Raw genomic sequence first — 19,155 nt, forward strand, 5'->3', positions numbered from 1 at the left:
TAGTTACGCGTCAGCAACATTTTTGGTTGTTCACTGTTGGTTGTTGGTTGATTTTTTTCGCGTTGCGCCCAACTAAAAATAATTACATTTGTTGTCTGTTTAACATGTGCCGGTATTTGCCAGCTAACTTGACCTGATTATGGCTATCATGATTACCGAGGAGTGCATCAATTGCGGTGCCTGCGAACCCGAATGTCCAAACACTGCCATTTACGAAGGCGGTGTGGAATGGACGTGGGGTGGCGGAACCTCCCTCACCGAAGTAGATTTTGGCGACGGTACGGTCGTGACGGGCAAAGCCCCGCAAACGCCGGTGTCGAATGAGTTTTATTATATCGTAACTGATAAGTGTACCGAGTGTAAAGGCTTCCACGAAGAGCCACAGTGTGCCGCTGTCTGCCCTGTAGACTGCTGTGTGCCTGACCCCGAACACGAGGAAGACGAAGAAACCCTGCTCGCCAAAAAAGCCTGGCTGCACGCAGAAGAGTAAAACCTGTGGAAGAAAGGAGGAGGGAGAAACGGAGGAAGGGGAGCTTCGCGATACGTATCAGCTATGTTGCTGCGTATCGCGAAGCTCCCCTTCCTCCGTTTCTCCCTCCTCCTTTTCTCCGTTAGTGCACTACACTAAACAGCCGGTTCCAGCGAATTTTGTTGGCGGCGTTGGCGGGGTTGGGGTCAATAGACATCCAGATAAAGACGGCTTTGCCCACGATGTGGTCGGCGGGGACGAAGCCCCAGTACCGCGAATCGAGTGAGTTGTGGCGGTTGTCGCCCATCATGAAGTAATAGTTCTGCTTGAACGTATAGCTCGTAATCGCCTTGCCATCGACAGACACCGTAGAGTCGGTTAGGACCACGTTTTTGTTGCCTTCATATTTCTGAATCACCGGGCCATAGAGGGCAATACTCTTGGCATCGAGCTGCACGGTGGCGCCTTCTTTCGGAACGGTCACCGGTCCAAAATTATCAACGGTCCACTTAAACTGCTTGCTGCCGTAGATCTGACTGTAGGTTGACGGGGTGGCCGATGGTAATTCATCAGCGGCAACGATCTCACGAACCCAGTCGAATTTTTTTAGTTGCTCAACGACGGCCTCGGTAGTACGTACCTGATAACCAACCAGTTCGTTTGTCTTGGTTGAATCGTTTAACTGCTGCAAAGGCTGCCAGTTTTCCGACATGGTTTCGGGCCGATAGTCGTTGATGATCTCATATTGCCGGAAAAAGGCATCGTCGAGGTCGGCTTTTTTCGTGTAGATGTAGTACGTCTGCTGCGAAAAGGGGGGTACTTCGGCGGCTTTTCCGTTTACGTATACGGCCCGGTGGCGCACCTCCAGTACATCGCCCGCAATGCCCATGCAGCGCTTGATGTAGTTGGTTTTCAAATCGGTCGGGTACTGATCTTCGGGTGGGTAGTTAAACACCACCACGTCGCCGTTCTTCACGCTCGAAAAGCCGGGCAACCTGAACTGTGGCAACTGAATCCAGTCGAGGTAGGAGGGGATGTCGGTACCCCAGATTTTCTGGTGCGTGAGCGGCACCTGTAGGGGCGTTTTGGGGGTGCGGGTGCCGTAGTGAAACTTGCTCACAAACAGAAAATCACCCACCATCAGGCTGCGCTCCATTGAGGGCGTAGGGATGGTGAAGGCCTCCATAAACAGCCAGCGAATCAGCGTGGCGGCCACTACGGCAAACAAAATAGAGTCGAACCACTCACGGGCGGCCGATTTTCTCTTCACCGACGAATCGGCTTTAGCTTGGGTTTTTACTTCAGACACGGGCTATACGTGGTTCAGACTAAGATAAAACGAAGTTACGAGATTTAGTGGTGAGTGATGAACGGTAAGTGATGAGTGGCTTCGCGAAGAAATAGAGGGCGAAGCCACTCATCACTTACCGTTCATCACTCACCGTTTAATAAATCATCCATCCCAAACACGCCCTGGCGGGGGGCGAGCCATTCGGCGGCGATGACGGCACCGAGGGCGAACCCCTGACGGCTGTGCGCCACGTGCGAAATCTCGATCCGGTCCACGTCCGACTCAAACCGGACAATATGTGTGCCCGGCACGGTGCCTTCGCGAACAGAGTCGATCACAATGGCATCATCGGTGTTACTTTCGGCGGGCTTGCCTTCTTCCGAAACAGCCCAACGCTGCTTATGGGGCAGGTTTTCCAGCAATCCTTCGGCCAGGGTGAGGGCCGTGCCAGAGGGAGCGTCTTTCTTCTCGGTATGGTGAATCTCGGTCATCGAGACCTGGTAGCTGGGGTAGTTATGCATGAACTTCGCCAGCGTTTTGTTCAGCCTAAAAAAGAGGTTCACCCCAATGCTGTAGTTCGAAGCGTAGAAAAATGCGCTGCCCCGTTCGCGCACGGCGGCCTCGATTTCGGCCCGTTGACTCAGCCAGCCGGTGGTGCCGCACACCACCGGCCACCCCCGCCCAATGCAGTACCGCAGGTTGTCTACCACGGCCTCAGGCGAGCTAAACTCGATCACCACATCTACGGCATCGTCGGCGAGTTGGTCCATATCGGTGCGGTTGCTCACGTCGATTCGCCCAGCAATCTGGTGACCCCGGTCAAGGGCGGTTTGCTCGATGGTCTTACCCATTTTGCCGTAGCCCAGTAACAAAATGTTCATGGTTATTTTCGGAAAGACAGCGTGAGGCTTATGCCCGGCACCATACCCACCGTAGAGGGAATCACGACGGGGTTGTAGCGCAGGGTCAGGCTGTCGGAGATATCAAACGTTTTAAGGTGCGCCGTCACATTGGCATCGACCACGTTCAGTGCCCAAAAGAGCGCCGTGAAAATATAATTGTAGTCGCGCCAGCGGCGGTAAAATTCAGTACCCCGCTGAAGCTGGTTCAGGTCTAGCTCTAGGTTTCGGCTGGCCACTACCGCCTTTTTCAATACGGGATTCGTGCCGGGTTTACTATAGGCTACTTCATAGGCACTCAGAAACTCGACATAATCTCCGTTGAATTTGCTGATGAGGATGCCGAACGTGGTGAAGCCAGCGTAGATGAGCGGAATCTTCCAGATTTGCCCGTTATAATACTGCCCCAGCCCCGGCAAGGCCAACGACAGCAGCGCTGCCCGCTTCGGGATGATCTTCCTGATTTTGGCATTGGCCGAGTCCGACAAGCTTACGGTGTCGACGGGGGTGTCTGCCGAGAGGGTGTCGTATTCCACAACGTCGGGCCGGATAGTATCGGCGGGCAAATCCTGCCGAATCACGGGGAAGCGCCCTACCGGAGCCGGTCGGCTTGTGTCGGCTGTCTGGGCGTGGCTGGTGGTCATCACCGCCAGCCATAGAAACAGGCCGATCAGACTAAGGCGAAGAAAAAGGGCGTTCACTGATAAACTCGGTATTGACGCGACCGGCGCGGGCGTTCGTGACTAGGCAGTATAACCATAACGAAAGCCCCGGTCTATCTGACTACTGGGGCGGCTTAAAAAAACTTAAGCCGAATAATTCAATACATTCAAAATCCGGTCGAGGTCTTCCTGCGAGGTGAACGGAATCTTGATCTCGCCCGTGTGCTTATCGTCGGCCTTGATCATCACTTTGGTGCCAAACATCGACGACAGTTTGAACTGCAAGCTGCGCATTTCCTGCTTGGGCAGGGTGATTTTGCGGGCTGGTACGGCTTCGTCGGCCATCGATAGGTTGCGCACGGCTTCCTCTACCTTCCGCACCGACCAGTCTTCTTCAATGATTTTGTTGAAGAGCTTGATCTGCACGTCGGGGTTGTCGATGTTGATGATGGCGCGGGCGTGGCCCATCGAAATCCGGGTGTCGCGCAGCGAGGCCTGAATGACGGGGGGCAGTTTCAGTAGCCGGATGTAGTTGTTGACCGTCGTGCGGTTTTTACCCACGCGCTCGCCCAGTTCTTCCTGTTTCAGGCTGCACTCGGTAATGAGGCGCTGGTAGGAGAGGGCAATTTCTATCGAGTTCAGGTTTTCACGCTGAATGTTCTCGATCAGGGCCATTTCCAGCATCTGCTGGTCGTTGGCCGTGCGCACATAGGCCGGAATGTGCAGCATCCCGATCAGCTTGGAAGCCTGCAAACGCCGTTCGCCCGAAATAAGCTGGTAATGGTCTTTACCCAGTTGCCGCACCGTGATGGGCTGGATGATGCCCTGCACCCGGATCGAGTCGGCCAGTTCATTCAGCGCCTCTTCGTCGAAGCGGGTACGGGGTTGAAAGGGGTTCGTTTCGATCAGATCCAGACTAATCTCAGTCATGGTACTGATCGACTCGTAGGGTGAAGGTTTGGTCTGCCGGTCTTCACTATCCTGCAGGAGCGCCCCTAATCCCCGACCCAGGCCAGTCAGTTTGCCGGGCTTCATACCCCCTGGCTTTGCATTTGTGGTGTTCATCTCAAAAAGAGTTTCAAGTCTAATGTTCAATGTTTAAAGTGTGCCGACTGCAACAACTTTAGACGTTAGACATTGGACGTTTAAACAGTTTCTTGCGGCATCAGGCCGTTTTTGGCCAGGATCTCGCGGGCTAAATTGAGGTAGCTGATGGCGCCCTTACTGTCGGCATCCTGCGCCAGCACCGGCACCCCAAAACTGGGCGATTCGCTGAGGCGGATGTTACGCGGAATGATGGTGCTGAACACCATTTGCTGGAAGTGCGAGGTAACCTCGCCAACTACCTGGTTCGAGAGCCGCACCCGCAGGTCGTACATGGTAAGCAGAATACCCTCGATAGCCAGGTTGGTGTTGAGTCGCGACTGAATGATCTTGATTGTGTTCAGCAGTTTGCCCAGCCCTTCCAGCGCAAAATATTCGCACTGCACCGGAATAATGACCGAATCGGCAGCGGTGAGGCTGTTGATCGTGATCAGGCCCAACGATGGCGAACAGTCTACGATGATGAAGTCGTAGTCGTCGCGCACCCGGTTGAGGGCCTCTTTCATCTTGTCTTCCCGGTTTTGCAGGTTAATCATCTCGATTTCGGCCCCCACCAGGTCAATGTGCGAGGGGAGAAGGTCAAGATTCGGGAAGTCGGTCTGAATGATGGCGTCGCGCGTTTGTACGTCTTCGATCATGCATTCGTAGATACTATTCTCGATCTCCTTGGGGTTGTAACCCAGCCCGGAGGTTGAGTTAGCCTGTGGATCAGCGTCGACAATGAGCGTCCGAAATTCGAGGGCCGCCAAACTGGCCGCGAGGTTGATTGTTGTTGTGGTTTTACCGACGCCACCCTTCTGGTTGGCAATGGCAATAACTTTACCCATGGGACTGTTCGTTGCAGGGTCAAAGATGCCGCAACGAAACTACCTTTCCAAGTAATGTTCCACGAAAATGTTTCACAAAAAATTAATGAGCGATTGTGTGACTGAACGAATGAGTGAATAGGCCAACAACAGAGCACCTATTTCGCTTCAGCGCAGGAATTGATAGATGGTCGCCTGCGACTGTAGGGGCGGCTGGCTGCTGGTAACGGCCTCCCAGTCGCCCTGTTCGTTGAGCAGCGTTGCCTGAGCCGTATCGGCCAATTGGAAATCAAGCAGTTGACCTAATTGCCTACCCAGGGCCGGGTTCAGCACGGGAAAACAAACCTCGATGCGGCGGTGCAGATTGCGGTTCATCCAGTCGGCAGAGCCGAGGTAGGTTTGGGGCTGGCCGTTGTTGTGAAATACAAATACCCGCCCGTGTTCGAGGTATCGGTCTACAATGCGCCGCACCCGGATGGTCTCACTCTGGCCCGGCACGTTAGGCACAAGGGTACAGATACCCCGCACAATCAGGTCGATGGGTACCCCCGCCCGGCTGGCTTCGTAGAGTTTGTCGACCATAGTCTGTTCCTGCAAGTTGTTGATCTTGAGAATAATGCGTGCCGGAAGGCCGCGCTGATGGTTCGCTATTTCGCCGTCTATGAGGACCAGCAGCCGTGGCACCAGGTTAAACGGCACCACCAGCAGGTGGCCAAACGTAACGGGCGGGTAGTCGATGGGTTGTTTGCGGGTTTTCAGGTAAACTACCAGCCGTTCCAGGTCGGTGGTGATGCCCGCGTGGCTGGTGAGCAGGATATGGTCGGTGTAGAAACGGGCGGTGTTTTCGTTGAAATTCCCCGTCGACAGCAGTCCGTAGCTCCGCTGCTGTTGGCCGACGCGGCGTTTGACAAGGGCTATTTTGGCGTGGACTTTCAGGTTCGGAATGCTGTATACGAGCCGAATGCCCGCCGCCTTAAACTGCTTGCTCCACCGCAGGTTGTTGGCCTCATCGAAGCGGGCTTTCAGTTCCATAAACACCGTTACCTGCTTGCCATTATAGGCTGCGCTGAGCAGTGCCTGTCCAATGGCCGAGTCGGTAGCGATGCGGTAGAAGGTGACGAAAATATCGGTCACGTCGGGGTGGGTGGCGGCTTCGTTGAAGAACCGCAACACGGGGTTATAGGCCTGGTAGGGCGTGTGGAGCAGGTAATCGCGGCGGTCAAGTTGATCGAAGATGGATGCTTCGCCCTGGAGGTCGGCAATGGGCAGCGGCGGCTGTGGCGGGTAGTTGAGGGCGGCCCCCACGGGGTTGGGCAGGTTCATGAGGCTGCTCAGGTTGTGGTAACGCCCGCCCGACACCCGCGACTGTGGCAGCAGCCCAAACGCAGCCCCCAGTGCTGCCAGCAGGTCAGTGGGGGTGGTGGGGTCGTAGAGGAAGCGCGTGGTGTGGCCTTCTTTCCGCTGGTCGAGCATCCGGGCGATGTTCTCATCCATCTGCCCGGCAAACTCATCGACAATGCTCACGTCAGCGTTGCGGGTGATCTTCACGCTATAGCTGCCCAGCACCTCATAACCCGGAAACAGGGCCGACAGGTGTTGCCGGATTACGTCGTCGATAAAGGTCAGGTAATGCACGCCATCCAATGGGGGCAGGGTCAGGAAGCGGGGCAACTGCTGATCGGGAATATTGACTATCGCCGACCGCTGCTTTCCGTCGGCATTCCGTAATGAAACACCAAGATAAAGGGCACTGTCGGGCACGTCGAGGGGTTTTTCCAGTAGCCCATCGAGCCAGACGGGCCGCAGCAAACCCAGCACCCAGCTAAAAAAATAATCGCTGACGGCCCGCCCGTGTTCCGCCCGAATCGGGTCGCCGTAGTAGAGATGTACGCCCTGCCGGGTTAGTTCGGGCAAAACCTTCTCCACCAGCAACCGCCCGAATTCCTGTTGTGAACGCGTCACCTGCGCCTGTATGTCGGGCAAAAAGGAAGTCTCCACATCGTCGTTATCTGCTGTGTAGTGGCCTTCCAGCGAGAGCAGTGCCGACATGCGCACCCGGAAAAACTCGTCCAGGTTCGACGAAAAAATAGCCAGAAACCGCACCCGTTCATACACCGGCACGGCCACGTTAGCCGCCTCGCGCAGCACCCGGTGATTAAAACTCAGCCAGCTTAGGTCGCGGTTGATGTAGGTGGAGGAAGTGTTCGTGGGGGTCATCGGTTGGCAGCGCAGTTACTCAAAGGAAACGACTTGTCACCACCCACCAAAATAACGGCCCACGCCGGTATGTTATCAAATTGTGAACGAGGCGAATGAGTGTGCTGTCAGGTCGGGGGACCTGACAGCACACTTAGCACACTCATTAGACTACGCCCACACCTTGGCCCCTTCCGTGCAGTTTTTGCACATGTCGATCTCGGCGCGGTTCTGGATCAGGGTCTGGCGGAAGCGGCGGTAGGCAGGGCTGAACCAAACGTCGCGGAAGGAATTGTCCTGCAAGGTGCCCAGTTGGTGGTCGGCGTCTTTGTCGAAGCAGCACGGCACGATGCGGCCGTCCCAGGTCATCACGCACGAGTGCCACATGCGCCAGCAGTGGTCCAGCAGGGCGTTTTTCACGCCAAAGGTGCCGTCGGCCTTTTTGGCGTAGCGACTGTATTTTTCAATCATCGGCATCAGGTCCGAGCCGTTTTCGTAGTCGTAGATCTGGGCGGTTTTCAGTTTTACCTCATCCACGCCAATCTCGCGGGCCAGCTGTTGCACCTGTGCAATCTGGTGTTCGTTGGGTTTCACCACCAGAAACTGAAAGATCACGTGCGGTGTGGCCGACTTCATTTCCCGCTTCCAGCGAATGAGGTTGCGCGTACCTTCCAGCACCTTGTCCAGCTTGCCCCCCACCCGATACTGCTCGTACACGTCCTGGGTGGTGCCGTCGATAGAGATAATGAGCCGGTCTAACCCCGATTCAATCGTTTTGCGGGCGTTTTCGTCGGTGAGGTAGTGGGCGTTGGTGCTGGTGGCGGTGTAGATATTGCGGTCGGCGGCGTAGCGCACCAGCTCCAGAAACTGGGGGTGCAGGTAAGGTTCGCCCTGAAAATAGAAGATTAGATAAAGCAGCGTGTCGTGCAGTTCGTCAATCGTGCGTTTGAACAGGTCTGCACCCAGCATACCCGTGGGCCGTGTGAACGACCGCAGCCCGCTGGGGCATTCGGGACAGCGCAGGTTGCACGACGTGGTGGGTTCGACCGACAGCGACACCGGCAGCCCCCGCTGGTTGGGCTGACCGCTTTGCCGAGAGGCGTAGAAGCTCGTCAGTACCCGCAGAGCATTGCTCACGCGCCGGGGCGTGAGTTTTCCGGCAAAATTCAACCCGTCGCGCAGACGATCATAGTAGGGAAAGGCCATAGGGCAAAGGTAGGGAAGGGAGTGGTAAGTGATGAGTGGTAAGTGGTGAGTTTGCTGCCGCACGAACAATACGCAGGCGGCAGCAAACTCACCACTCATCACTTACCACTAATTACCACAGCATAAGGTTTTGAAGCCAGAAGAGGAATTTGGCGGCGTATTTGCCGGCGGGGGCTGTGGAGGGACTAACGGCGCGGCTGTTGTTGTTGAAGTCCACGTCCATATACAGCTTCTGCTTCGGGTCGGCGTGTGCCCAGACGATGCGGCTTTTGCCCGGAATGCTGAACGTGTGGGTCTTGGCCTTGCCGTCCCAGTAGAGGGTTTGTTCACGGCCGTTGGCAGTGCGGACCAGCAACTCGATAGGCAGCTGCATGTCGCCGAGGCGGTCTACGCGCACGGCGGCGGTGCCGTCGGCATAGTGCCAGATGCGGGCCAGCTTGTAGTCGCAGACGCGGTCGCCGAAGAGGACCTGGTCGAAAAACCAGTTTAGGTTGGGGCCGTAGGCTGCCCCGGCCCAGTTTTGGCCCAGCCGTTGTGGCACAATTTCGTTGACTACATCGATAAAGCTCTGCGCGTTGGGGTGCCGAAACCGCCAGCGCATAAAGTAGGTCTGCATGACTTCGTCCATCACGCGCCGCCCAATCAGACCTTCCAGTGTGCGGAGCCAGGTAGCAGTCTTTGAGTAGGTTAGCTCGCCGTAGTAGCCGTTGGGCAGTTGCCACACGTTACCATACGAGGGGCCAATGCCGGGGTTGTCGAGGTGAACGTAGCCATCACGTGACGACTCCAGGTCGCCCATACGGAAACCAAACCAGTCGATCATACTCGTTTGTCGGCCGTAAGTGGCGTCCATGATGCGGCCTTCGTAATACTGGTTGAACCCCTCGTCGAGCCAGGCTTCTTCAAATTCGTTGCTGGCCAGGAGTTGCATAAAGTACTGATGGCCAAACTCATGCACCGTAACCAGCTCCGGGAAACGTGCCCCGGCGGGAAGCCCCCAACTCGTGCCCGCCGTGATGAACATGGGGTATTCCATGCCCGCCGCCCCCGACGCATGCAACGGTGGGTCAACCACCGTGATGACAGGGTAGGGGTAAGGCCCCACGTTTTTGTCGAAATAGGTCAGCGCGGCCTTCAGCGCGTGGGCGTGGCGCGTGGCCTGATCGGCATGTTCGGGCTGCATAAGCAGCCGTATCTGCACGGTATGGCCGGTTTTGCTTCGCCAAACGTCAGTTACTACCTGCGTGTGCGGGGCGGCTGTCCAGGCGAAGTCAATCACGTCGTCGGCCTGGTAGCGCAGGGTTTTGGTACCGTCGCGGTTGGTTTTTTCGGCGGTTGGTAGCCCCGTAGCTCCCACCACACACCGGCTGGGCAGGGTGATGTTTACTGCGTAGGTACCATAGTCGGCGTAGAATTCGGAGTGGGCATGGAACTGGTGGCAGTTCCAGCCGCCGGTGGTTCTTCCCCGCATCCCGGCGGGTTCGTAGACACCGATTTTTGGGAACCACTGCCCCACTAGAAAGAAGTCGCGGCTGAAGCCGGTGCGGGCAAAGATTTGGGGCAGTTTGGCCTGAAACGTCATGTCGAGCACGATGGTCTCGCCGGGTTTCAACGGGCGTTTCAGCGGCACGCGCAGCACGGTCCGGTCATCTGCGTTCATGTCGTCGGGGTGGATAAACTGACTCATGGCCAGCAGGTTATCGCCGGTTTGGTGGTCTTTGAGGGCCGTTAGTTTGGTCCAGCCAAAGTTGCCGGGTTTGGTATCGTCCAACTCATCGCCCCGCAACTGCCCGCCCGATTCGCGCATGAACGTCGATTGCTTGTCGCGGAAGGCGTTGAGATATAGGTGAAACTGTAGCTCGTTGATAACGTCAGGCGAGGTGTTGCGCCAAGTGAGTGTCTGCCGACCGTCGAGGCGTTTGGTGTTGGTATTCAGTCGCACGTCGATGGCGTAATTCGCGTTTCGGGGCGACAAGGGTACAGCATGTGCCTTGGTTGGGCTAACCATCAGCGTAAGCAGCCACCACCCTATTAACTGAAAAAAGCTAGGTCGTTGCATCTGGGCAAGTGGGTACGGCCATTTTGACAGCCAATATACTACGGAGTATCTGGTGTCAGGTCAACCATATTAAAAACGCGCTTGTTAGCTTGTTAGCTAGCCTGCTGGTCTGGAGAAATATACGTAGCAGTTATAAGGTGAATTTCACCACCTGCCTGGCGTCAGTTCTGGGTGGAATGTATTAATATTGTTTGTACTGGTAACACACACAAGAATGTTTAAGTAAAAAGTACTGGTATTTTATACGACTCTCCTTTCGTATGACAGCAGCTGATAGGTCTGAAAATTTAGCCTACGAGATTGACATAACGCAGGTGCCAAACGGAATGGTAGGGTATCAGGCTGTGCGACAGACTGACGGCAAGATCATTGATTTCCAGCTAACGTTAATCAATGACATAGCGTTGGCCACCTGGAACCGCCCTCAGTCGGCTATGATTGGTCAGTTGGCCAGCCAGCTATTTCCCCCTACTGAGGCACAGTACCTCATTCAACTCTATAGCCTGGTGGTAGAGTCGGGGCGGCCTGTTCGGTTCGATATGGATTGCCGCTGGCAGCTAGACGGTAGCCTGCATCAGTACGACATGCTGGCCGCTAAGTCTGACGACGGTGTGCTGCTTATCTGCCGTGAGGTTGGGTTTGTGGGGCGGGCCGTTCAGGATCAGCGAGAGCAAATGCAGTTTATTGATACACTGATGAACACGGTTACCTGCGGGGTGGTAGTAGGCCGGGCTATTCGGGACGACAATGGGCAAGTAAACGATGTTCTGATTGTGGCCGTCAACCAGATCGCGGCTACCATGGCTGGCTATACCGCCACCGATATGGTAGGGCAGCGTTATGGTAAGCTGTATCCGGGCATTTTTGAGACAGATATATTTGCCTGCTATGCCAAGACCATTGAAACCGGTGAGCCGCAGCAGTTAGAATTGTATTACGGCCTCGACGGCCTGGATTGCTGGGCCACTATTCAGACTCAAAAGCTGAACGATGGGCTGGTCATCACCTGGACCGACATCACCGAACGCAAGCGAGCCGAGCTACTGATTCAGCAGCAGGCCGAACAATACAAAGCAGTGCTAGACAACGCTCTGACGTTGATTTTGGTGCTGAAGGCCGTACGCGATGAGCAGGGTAGTATTCGTAACTTCCGGGTGGTGCTGGTCAACCGGGCCATGATTCAGCAAACGGGGGTACCTGAAGACAAGCTTGTTGGCAACCTGCTGACCAATGTGGTGCCTGGCGTGGTTGAATCGGGTGTGTTTGCCCGGTACGTGGCCGTGACCGAAACGCAGGTGCCGCAGCAATTCGACATCCACTATGAACTGGATGGCCACAATAGTTGGCTGGTAGGGGCGGTTTCGGCCTATGGCGACGGGGTAGTGGCTTCGTATACTGACATCAGTTTGCAAAAAGAGACTGAGTTACGGGCACAGCAACAGGCACAACTGTTAGAAAGTATTCAGCAGTCGTCGCAGATGGGTATTGCCGTTTACCAGCCCATCCGCAACGAGGCCGGTACTATTGTCGACGTCAGGCCGGTGTTCCGCAATGCTGCGTCGATAGCCATGACCCGCGCCACGGCAGAAGACGCCACACAGAAGACCCTGGGTGATCTGTTACCTCCTATAAAAGGAACCACATTGCTGGAACGGTATGCTCACGTCATCAACACGGGGCAGGCTGAGCAGTTTGAGCATTATTATAACAATGGTCACGAAGCCTGGTATGAAATTTCGGCCCAACCCTGGAACGATGGAATTCTAGTTAATGTACTGGAGGTGAGTAAGTTGCGACAGTATGAGCGCGAGAAAATTCAACAGGCAACCTTACTGCAACGGGTCATCGACACCATGCAGGCGGGCATGATGCTGGCCCGTCCCGTGCGCGATGATCAGGGTAGTATTGTCGATTTTCGCTATGTACTCACCAACGAATACAACGCCAAAACCACGGGCCTGAGCCTGGCTGAACTGACGGGCGCCGTGGTGGGCGATCTGTTTCCCGGCTGGCAGGCGTCCGACATGTATCAGCGTATGGTGCAGGTGATGCAGAGCGGGGAAGCCCAAAGTCTGACGTTCCCGTTCGATTCGCACGGCATCAAGGGCTGGTTCGATGGAGCATTCAGCCGTGTCGAGGACTGTTTGCTCTATACCTACACCAACGTTACGGCGCTGAAAGAAGCCGAACTGGCCCAGCATCAGTATGCCGACCTGCTGGAACGGGTTATGGACACCACGCCAACGGCCATAGTGGTGCACGAGAGCATCCGCGACGAAGCCGGAGCCATTGTTGACTTCCGCATGACTCACCTTAACCAGTCGGCAGCGGCGGCGTTCAACAGCACCGTCGATAAGGTGCAGTACCGGCGCGTGTCGCGTTATTTCCCTGGTTTGCTCGACACGCCCCTCTTTGCCTGTTACAAACAGGTAGTACAAACGGGCGAGTCGGCCCGACTGGAAGTGAACTGGGGCGATCAGTGGTACGACTTTTCGGTGGCTCGATTTGGCGATGGCTTTGTGGCGGCGGCGCAAAACATTACCGCCACGCAACAGTATCGGCATCAGCTGGAGGTGGCCAACCACGAGCTAAAGCGGTCGAACGAAAACCTACAGTCGTTTGCCTACGTGGCCAGCCACGACTTGCAGGAGCCCTTGCGCAAGATCAATTCCTTTGCCAACATTCTCAATACGCAGTATGCAGGGCAGTTTGATTCCAACGCGACCGACATTATCCGGCGCATGACGGCTTCTGCCGACCGGATGCGGCAACTCATTCAGGACCTGCTGGTGTATTCACAGGTGGATATGCAACTCGACACGTTCAGGTCGGTGAATTTGGCTACGTTGGTGCAGCAGATTCGGGAGGAAGATTTGTGGGTAGCCATTTATCAGAGCAAAGCCCAGATTCGGCAGGCCGACCTGCCCACGCTCCATGCCGATCCCCTTCAGATGCGGCAACTGTTTCAGAACTTGCTTTCCAACGCCCTTAAATTTTGCCCCAAAGGCGTCACCCCTGATATCGAGATCAGCTACCGCCTGATAAACCGAGCCGACGTGCCGCCCGGCCTGCTGTCCCCGTTACCTACTGACCAGGCTAAGCCGACTACTAAACGCTATCACGTTATTTCGGTTACCGACAATGGCATTGGTTTCGACGAAAAGTATACAGACCGTATTTTCCAGGTGTTTCAACGTCTGCATGGCCGCAGCCAATACGTGGGGTCGGGTATTGGGTTGTCTATCTGCCAAAAAATCATGGAGCGCCACAACGGCGCCATCGCCGTCACCAGCCAATTAGACAAAGGCAGCACGTTTACGGTGTATTTGCCAGGTTGAGGGGAGGGCGGTTTGTAGTTTGTAGTTGCTGACGCGCGGCCCCTCGACTGCGCTCGGGGTGACAGGAAGCTAGATTCAGTTTCTTGAATTGATTCAAGGTCGTTGTCACCCCGAGCGCAGTCGAGGGGCCGCGCGTCAGCAACCACAAACCACAAACTACAAACCGCCTCTAACCTCCGCCAGCACATAGGCCTTCAGCGTCTGGGGGCGGGTGGCGGGGTTGATGAACTGGGCCGAAAGCTGGCTGACGCGGTAGTAGGGAAATGAGGCTATTCGCCTGACGGTGAAGCCTTTAGCGGCCAATGAATCGGCGTAGACGGCGGTGGTGAGTACCTGCACAGGCGCGGTGTTGGTGAGCCGCCGCAGGGTCGAATCCTGGTAGATGTAGTGGGTGGGGTGCTGCGTGTAGTACTCATACGTCCACGAGCTTTCGCCGAAGGTCTGAAACCCGTAGAGGTAGGTTGTCTGCTGCAATGCGGGCCGGGCATTGGTATACTCGGCAGCCACCATACCCGCCTGATACTGCATCACCGACGGATAGAAAAACAGGTTGATAAGGCCACCGATCATGACCATCAGGCCCACCATGCGGCCCATCAGCACGGTGAGCAGGGCGGTGCGTTCGTCTTCAGCCGCGCTTCGCCAGAACAGCACCGCCGTACCCACGGTCAGCCCCGCGATCCAGATCAGGCCGGGAATAAACCGCGCGGGGTGGTAGATGACAAAAATGCCCGTCACAAACGCCAGCACCAGCACCGCCATGATTGTTTGGGCTATTGTCCAGTCGCGTAAGGCTCTGGTTGTCAACAGAGTAAGGTAATGGGCGGCCAGGATGGTGTAGAACGGGAAGACAATGTTAAGGTAGTGCGGCAGTTGAAATCGTGAGGCCGAAAACAGGATAAACAGGGTCACGCCCGCCCCCAGCGACACGTATTCGGGCAGGGGAGGGGCGTCGTTTTTGTTACGCCGGAGTAACCCCGCTATGGCCCGGCCCGTGGCGGCGTAGAACAAAAAGGCCCACGGCAGCAGTGCCCACAGCAGCGTATGGGTAAACAGCAGCGGGTCGCCGTTGCCGCGCAGGGGACCGTTGTTCAGAAAGCGCCCCATCTGACTATCCCAGAAGAAAAACCGCAGGCCCGACGTGCCCGTTTTGCCATAGATCACTTTCTCCGGGTGCAGGTCGAACTGCTGGTAGAGGGCGTAGAGTTCGGGTGTGATGAAAAGCAGCGTGAGCAGGGCCGCAATGAGCCAGCGCAGGTGAAAGAGGCCCCGCCATTGGCCCTTGAGCAAGGCATTGATAGCCAGCCCGGCCCCCACCGTGACCACCGGCACTACCGGCCCTTTGGTCATCATGGCCCCCGCCATCAGCGCCGACCCGGCCACCAGATGCAACCAATGGTTACCGGAAAACATCCTTACAGGCGTATGCCCATTTTCTTCATGCTGTTGCCACACCTTCGTAAAATGAAACGCTGGTCCGATGATAAACAGGGTCAGAAACGGCTCGGCCCGCACGTCGGTGTTGGATAGGATAACGTGGTAGGCGGTGCCAAACATCAGCGTAGCCAGTTGCGCCACCGTCCGGGTGTAGTTGAGGCGGGCAAACCGGTAGGTATACCAGAGGCTTCCGCAGAAACACAGCAGCGCGGGCAGCTTATAGGCAGCGGTGGCGGCGGCGGGTGAACCAAAGCCGAACACCTTCATAAACAGCACGTTAAGCAGAAACGGTAGCCGCGGTTTGTCCAGAAAATCAAGCTCGCAGGAGTACAGGTTCAGGTAGTCGCCGGTGAGGTACATGCGCTTGGCAATGGTGGCATACAACCCATTGTCGGGTTCCATAATGGGCAAACACAGGGCCGTGAAATTGATGGCGACCACCACCGCAAGCAACGCGTAAAACAGGCGATTTGAGAACATACGACAAAGGTATATGATATATTTACCCCATGCAGACTGCCAAACTCCTCATTGTAGACGACGACGCCGATGTGTTGCTGGCGGCCAAATTGCTGCTAAAGCGCCACGTTGGCCAGGTCGATATTGAAAAGAACCCCGACAAGCTGCCGTTTTTGCTGGGCCAGACCCGCTACGACGCCATCTTGCTCGACATGAATTTCACCCGCGACGTGAGTTCGGGTAAGGAAGGCTTTGACTGGCTCGACCGTATTCTGGATGCCGACCCTACTACCCGCGTGGTGCTCTTCACGGCCTATGGCGACGTGGAGATGGCGGTGCGGGCCATCAAAGCCGGGGCCAGCGATTTTGTGCTCAAGCCGTGGGAAAATGATAAGCTCGTGGAGGTGATCAGGACGGCCATAGCGGGGCGGCAGGGGGGCGGCGAAATGGCCGCTATGGGTCAGAAAAGCACCGCTGCGCCCACCGTGATTGCCCAAAGCGCGGCCATGCGTCAGATTCTGGACACCATTGAGCGCGTGGCTGCTACGGATGCCAACATCCTGCTGCTGGGCGAAAATGGCACCGGCAAAGATGTGCTGGCCCGCGAAATTCACCGCCTCTCGAACCGCCGCGACAAGCCCTTTGTGGCCGCCGACCTGGGTGCGTTGCCCGACAGCCTCTTTGAAAGCGAGTTGTTTGGCCATGTGAAAGGAGCCTTCACCGACGCCCGCGACGACCGTGCCGGGCGGTTTGAAGAAGCCAATGGCGGCACCATTTTTCTCGACGAAATCGGCAACGTGGGCCTGCCTCAACAGGCGCGGCTGCTCACGGTGCTGCAACAGCGGCAGGTGACGCGGGTGGGCAGCAACAAACCCCGTTCCGTAGATGTACGCCTGATCTGCGCCACCAACGCCGACCTCAACGCCCGCGTGGCCGACCGGTCGTTTCGGCAGGATTTGCTATATCGGGTCAACACCATCGAGATTCAGATTCCGCCCCTACGTCAGCGCCCCGACGACATTGGCCCCCTGGCCGAACATTTTTTGCGCAGCTACCGCAAGCAATACAACCGTGCTGTGGGTCAGATCAGCCCCGACCTGGTGAAGCACCTGAAGCAATACCAATGGCCGGGCAACGTCCGCGAACTGCAACACGCCATTGAGCGGGCCGTGATTCTGGCCCGCGGCCCCGTACTGACGCCCGACGATTTTTTCTTCGGCTCGTCGCCCGCATCCATGCAGGGTAGCGGCGGCCTGCCGGGCAACGACACCATGCAGCTCGAAGACGTAGAGCGCCGCCTCATTCAGCAGGCCATGCAAAAACACGGCGGCAACATCACCGACGTAGCCCGCCAGCTTGGCCTTTCGCGGCAGGCATTGTACAGGAGGATGGAGAAATATGGGATGTGAAAAGAGGTTATTGGTCATTACGCTGCGCTGTCATTCAGTGGTCATTCAGTAGTCATTCATTGCCTATACAACAAATGACCATTGAATGACAGCGCAGCGAATGACCAATGACTTTTTTGCCTTCAACATAGGGGTGCGCGCCTGACTGGCTGTCATAGGTGCGATACAAACCTTGCAAGGACCTGACAGCGACCCGCCCATCTGTGCAGACCAACCCAGACGATAGCCTGATTGGTGCTATCCGTATCGGCAACGAAGCGGTGTTTGAGGATATCTTTCGCCTGCATTATGCCCCGCTTTGCCGCTACGCCCTGCCTATTCTACACGATACCGATGAGGCCGAAGAAGTGGTGCAAACCGTGTTTCTGGCTATCTGGGAACGCCGCGAAACACTGCTCATTACCAGTTCATTGAAGGCCTATCTGTACCGGGCTGTACACAACCGCTGCCTAAACCGGCTCGACCAGCAAAAGACGCAGGCAGCCCACCGCGAACGGGCCGCCATGGAACTCTACGCCGACGTACCCAGCCCCACACAGGCGGTCTTTGCCGACGAGTTGAGCACACGTCTTCAACACGCCATTGGGCAATTGCCCGAACAGTGCCGACGGGCGTTTGAACTGAGCCGCTTCGACGAGTTATCGTACAAAGAAATTGCTGATCGGCTGGGCATTGCCGCCAAGACGGTCGAAAATCAGATTGGCAAAGCACTCCGTATCCTGCGCACCGAATTGAGCGACTATCTACCACTTCTATGTCTGCTGGCCGGGGAGGCCATCTGCTAATGGCAACTGAACCGCAATTCCCCATCGACGACGCCCTGCTGGGCAAGTATCTGGCGGGCGAAGCCTCCGATACCGAGGCCGACCAGGTACGTCGTTGGCTGACCGACCCGACCAACCAACGCGAGTTCGACCGGTTTGCTCGCCTCTGGCAAGCCGCTGCCCGCCGACCCCTCGACGATGGCATTGACACCGACGCCGCTTGGCAACGCGTTTGGTCACAGATGCAACGCCCTGCCGCTGACGTACCTACGCCCGGCTTTGTGAAGCCGCTTACCCAGCCACCGGCACGCACCTGGCTTGGGCGTTATGGCCGGGTGGCGGCGGTGGTGCTGCTGGGCGGGTTTGGGTTGCTGCTGTGGCGCGTGGTGCAGCCGGGCACGTCGCCCCAGCCATTGGCGATGCTATCGGCCACAACTACTACCGCTACCCGCCAACTGTCCCTGCCCGACGGCTCACGCATTACGCTCAACCGCAACAGCCAACTCACCTACCCCACCACCTTCGCCGACAGCAGCCGCGACGTGACGCTGACGGGCGAGGCCTTTTTCGACGTGGCGCATGATGCTAAGCATCCGTTCCGGGTGCGGGCCGGGCAGACCATTGTGCGGGTGCTGGGTACATCGTTTGGGGTGCGGGTCGTGGGCGATAGCGTGCGGGTGGCCGTTCGGTCGGGGCGGGTGCGGGTAGGCGCCCCGCGAGAAGTGGTCGTGCTGGAAGCCAATCAGCAGGTAACGTACCTGGCCAAGGGCGACACTTTGCGTCGCGTACGCCCCCTCGATAAAAATAACCTGGCTTACCTGACGGGCCGACTGACCTTCGCTAACGAGCCGCTGGCTGAGGTAGTGCAGGCGTTGCGCGACACCTACGGGGCCGACATTCGCCTCTCGACCGTCGGTCTGCGTCGTTGTCGGCTGAGTGCCGAATTCGACCATGAACCGCTTGATGCGGTGCTGCCCGTGGTAGCCGAAACCCTATCACTACGCCTCCGCCGCGACGGTACGGCGTGGGTATTGGTGGGGGAGGGGTGTGAATAGG

General features: G+C 56.7%; 14 protein-coding genes. 5 read left to right on the top strand and 9 right to left on the bottom strand.

Translation table 11 applies throughout. The features are described from left to right. Positions 1 to 139: 139 nt before the first annotated feature. The gene (locus tag J2I48_RS11525; RefSeq protein WP_207335590.1) at positions 140 to 490 is read left to right on the top strand and encodes a 4Fe-4S binding protein; all 351 of its coding nucleotides are present in this window, start codon (positions 140 to 142) and stop codon (positions 488 to 490) included. A gap of 121 nt (positions 491 to 611) precedes the next feature. Here the strand turns inward: J2I48_RS11525 and lepB are convergent, their stop codons facing one another. The 8 genes from lepB to J2I48_RS11565 form a co-directional block, all read right to left on the bottom strand. Beyond that, entirely contained in the window at positions 612 to 1,778 is a 1,167-nt protein-coding gene (gene lepB / locus J2I48_RS11530) for a signal peptidase I (RefSeq protein WP_207335591.1), read from the bottom strand. A gap of 125 nt (positions 1,779 to 1,903) precedes the next feature. Continuing rightward, positions 1,904 to 2,641, bottom strand: coding sequence for a 4-hydroxy-tetrahydrodipicolinate reductase (gene dapB, locus J2I48_RS11535; protein ID WP_207335592.1), 738 nt, complete (start codon positions 2,639 to 2,641; stop codon positions 1,904 to 1,906). A gap of 2 nt (positions 2,642 to 2,643) precedes the next feature. Beyond that, entirely contained in the window at positions 2,644 to 3,360 is a 717-nt protein-coding gene (locus J2I48_RS11540) for a DUF5683 domain-containing protein (RefSeq protein WP_207335593.1), read from the bottom strand. A 105-nt stretch (positions 3,361 to 3,465) separates the two neighbouring features. Continuing rightward, positions 3,466 to 4,386, bottom strand: coding sequence for a ParB/RepB/Spo0J family partition protein (locus J2I48_RS11545; protein ID WP_207335594.1), 921 nt, complete (start codon positions 4,384 to 4,386; stop codon positions 3,466 to 3,468). Positions 4,387 to 4,466: 80 nt separating this feature from the next. After that, a complete protein-coding gene (locus tag J2I48_RS11550; protein WP_207335595.1) occupies positions 4,467 to 5,252 on the bottom strand; it encodes a ParA family protein in 786 nt (261 codons plus the stop codon). Between the two features lie 147 nt (positions 5,253 to 5,399). Continuing rightward, the gene (gene ppk1, locus J2I48_RS11555) at positions 5,400 to 7,448 is read right to left on the bottom strand and encodes a polyphosphate kinase 1 (protein ID WP_207335596.1); all 2,049 of its coding nucleotides are present in this window, start codon (positions 7,446 to 7,448) and stop codon (positions 5,400 to 5,402) included. A 150-nt stretch (positions 7,449 to 7,598) separates the two neighbouring features. Continuing rightward, on the bottom strand, positions 7,599 to 8,633 hold the full coding sequence (locus tag J2I48_RS11560; RefSeq protein ID WP_207335597.1) for a radical SAM protein: 1,035 nt from the start codon (positions 8,631 to 8,633) through the stop codon (positions 7,599 to 7,601). Positions 8,634 to 8,745: 112 nt separating this feature from the next. Next, a complete protein-coding gene (locus J2I48_RS11565) occupies positions 8,746 to 10,692 on the bottom strand; it encodes a M1 family metallopeptidase (RefSeq protein WP_207335598.1) in 1,947 nt (648 codons plus the stop codon). Between the two features lie 260 nt (positions 10,693 to 10,952). Here J2I48_RS11565 and J2I48_RS11570 point away from each other — a divergent pair, with 260 nt between their 5' ends. After that, a complete protein-coding gene (locus tag J2I48_RS11570) occupies positions 10,953 to 14,030 on the top strand; it encodes a PAS domain-containing protein (protein ID WP_207335599.1) in 3,078 nt (1,025 codons plus the stop codon). 156 nt (positions 14,031 to 14,186) lie between these two features. On the opposite strand, the gene J2I48_RS11575 is transcribed toward J2I48_RS11570, so the two are convergent. Beyond that, a complete protein-coding gene (locus J2I48_RS11575; RefSeq protein WP_207335600.1) occupies positions 14,187 to 15,947 on the bottom strand; it encodes an ArnT family glycosyltransferase in 1,761 nt (586 codons plus the stop codon). Between the two features lie 29 nt (positions 15,948 to 15,976). Here J2I48_RS11575 and J2I48_RS11580 point away from each other — a divergent pair, with 29 nt between their 5' ends. From J2I48_RS11580 to J2I48_RS11590, 3 genes are all read left to right on the top strand, one after another. Beyond that, complete coding sequence (locus J2I48_RS11580; RefSeq protein WP_207335601.1) at positions 15,977 to 17,335, top strand: sigma-54-dependent transcriptional regulator; 1,359 nt, start codon at positions 15,977 to 15,979, stop codon at positions 17,333 to 17,335. Positions 17,336 to 17,538: 203 nt separating this feature from the next. After that, positions 17,539 to 18,120 (top strand): RNA polymerase sigma-70 factor, encoded by a 582-nt coding sequence (locus tag J2I48_RS11585; RefSeq protein ID WP_310587271.1) that lies wholly within the window; start codon positions 17,539 to 17,541, stop codon positions 18,118 to 18,120. After that, positions 18,120 to 19,154 (top strand): FecR family protein, encoded by a 1,035-nt coding sequence (locus J2I48_RS11590; RefSeq protein ID WP_207335602.1) that lies wholly within the window; start codon positions 18,120 to 18,122, stop codon positions 19,152 to 19,154. The genes J2I48_RS11585 and J2I48_RS11590 overlap by 1 nt, the downstream gene beginning before the upstream one ends. Position 19,155: the final 1 nt, after the last annotated feature.

Source organism: Fibrella aquatilis, from assembly GCF_017353255.1.
GTDB classification, from domain to species: Bacteria; Bacteroidota; Bacteroidia; order Cytophagales; family Spirosomataceae; genus Fibrella; species Fibrella aquatilis.

What these genes read in the sequence shown, in the direction of transcription:
- ppk1 (WP_207335596.1), bottom strand. Translation starts at nt 7,448, where the DNA reads ATGACCCCCACGAACACTTCCTCCACCTACATCAACCGCGACCTAAGC.
- J2I48_RS11550 (WP_207335595.1), bottom strand. Translation starts at nt 5,252, where the DNA reads ATGGGTAAAGTTATTGCCATTGCCAACCAGAAGGGTGGCGTCGGTAAA.
- J2I48_RS11525 (WP_207335590.1), top strand. Translation starts at nt 140, where the DNA reads ATGGCTATCATGATTACCGAGGAGTGCATCAATTGCGGTGCCTGCGAA.
- J2I48_RS11570 (WP_207335599.1), top strand. Translation starts at nt 10,953, where the DNA reads ATGACAGCAGCTGATAGGTCTGAAAATTTAGCCTACGAGATTGACATA.
- J2I48_RS11545 (WP_207335594.1), bottom strand. Translation starts at nt 4,386, where the DNA reads ATGAACACCACAAATGCAAAGCCAGGGGGTATGAAGCCCGGCAAACTG.
- J2I48_RS11560 (WP_207335597.1), bottom strand. Translation starts at nt 8,633, where the DNA reads ATGGCCTTTCCCTACTATGATCGTCTGCGCGACGGGTTGAATTTTGCC.
- J2I48_RS11565 (WP_207335598.1), bottom strand. Translation starts at nt 10,692, where the DNA reads ATGCAACGACCTAGCTTTTTTCAGTTAATAGGGTGGTGGCTGCTTACG.
- J2I48_RS11575 (WP_207335600.1), bottom strand. Translation starts at nt 15,947, where the DNA reads ATGTTCTCAAATCGCCTGTTTTACGCGTTGCTTGCGGTGGTGGTCGCC.
- J2I48_RS11580 (WP_207335601.1), top strand. Translation starts at nt 15,977, where the DNA reads ATGCAGACTGCCAAACTCCTCATTGTAGACGACGACGCCGATGTGTTG.
- dapB (WP_207335592.1), bottom strand. Translation starts at nt 2,641, where the DNA reads ATGAACATTTTGTTACTGGGCTACGGCAAAATGGGTAAGACCATCGAG.
- J2I48_RS11590 (WP_207335602.1), top strand. Translation starts at nt 18,120, where the DNA reads ATGGCAACTGAACCGCAATTCCCCATCGACGACGCCCTGCTGGGCAAG.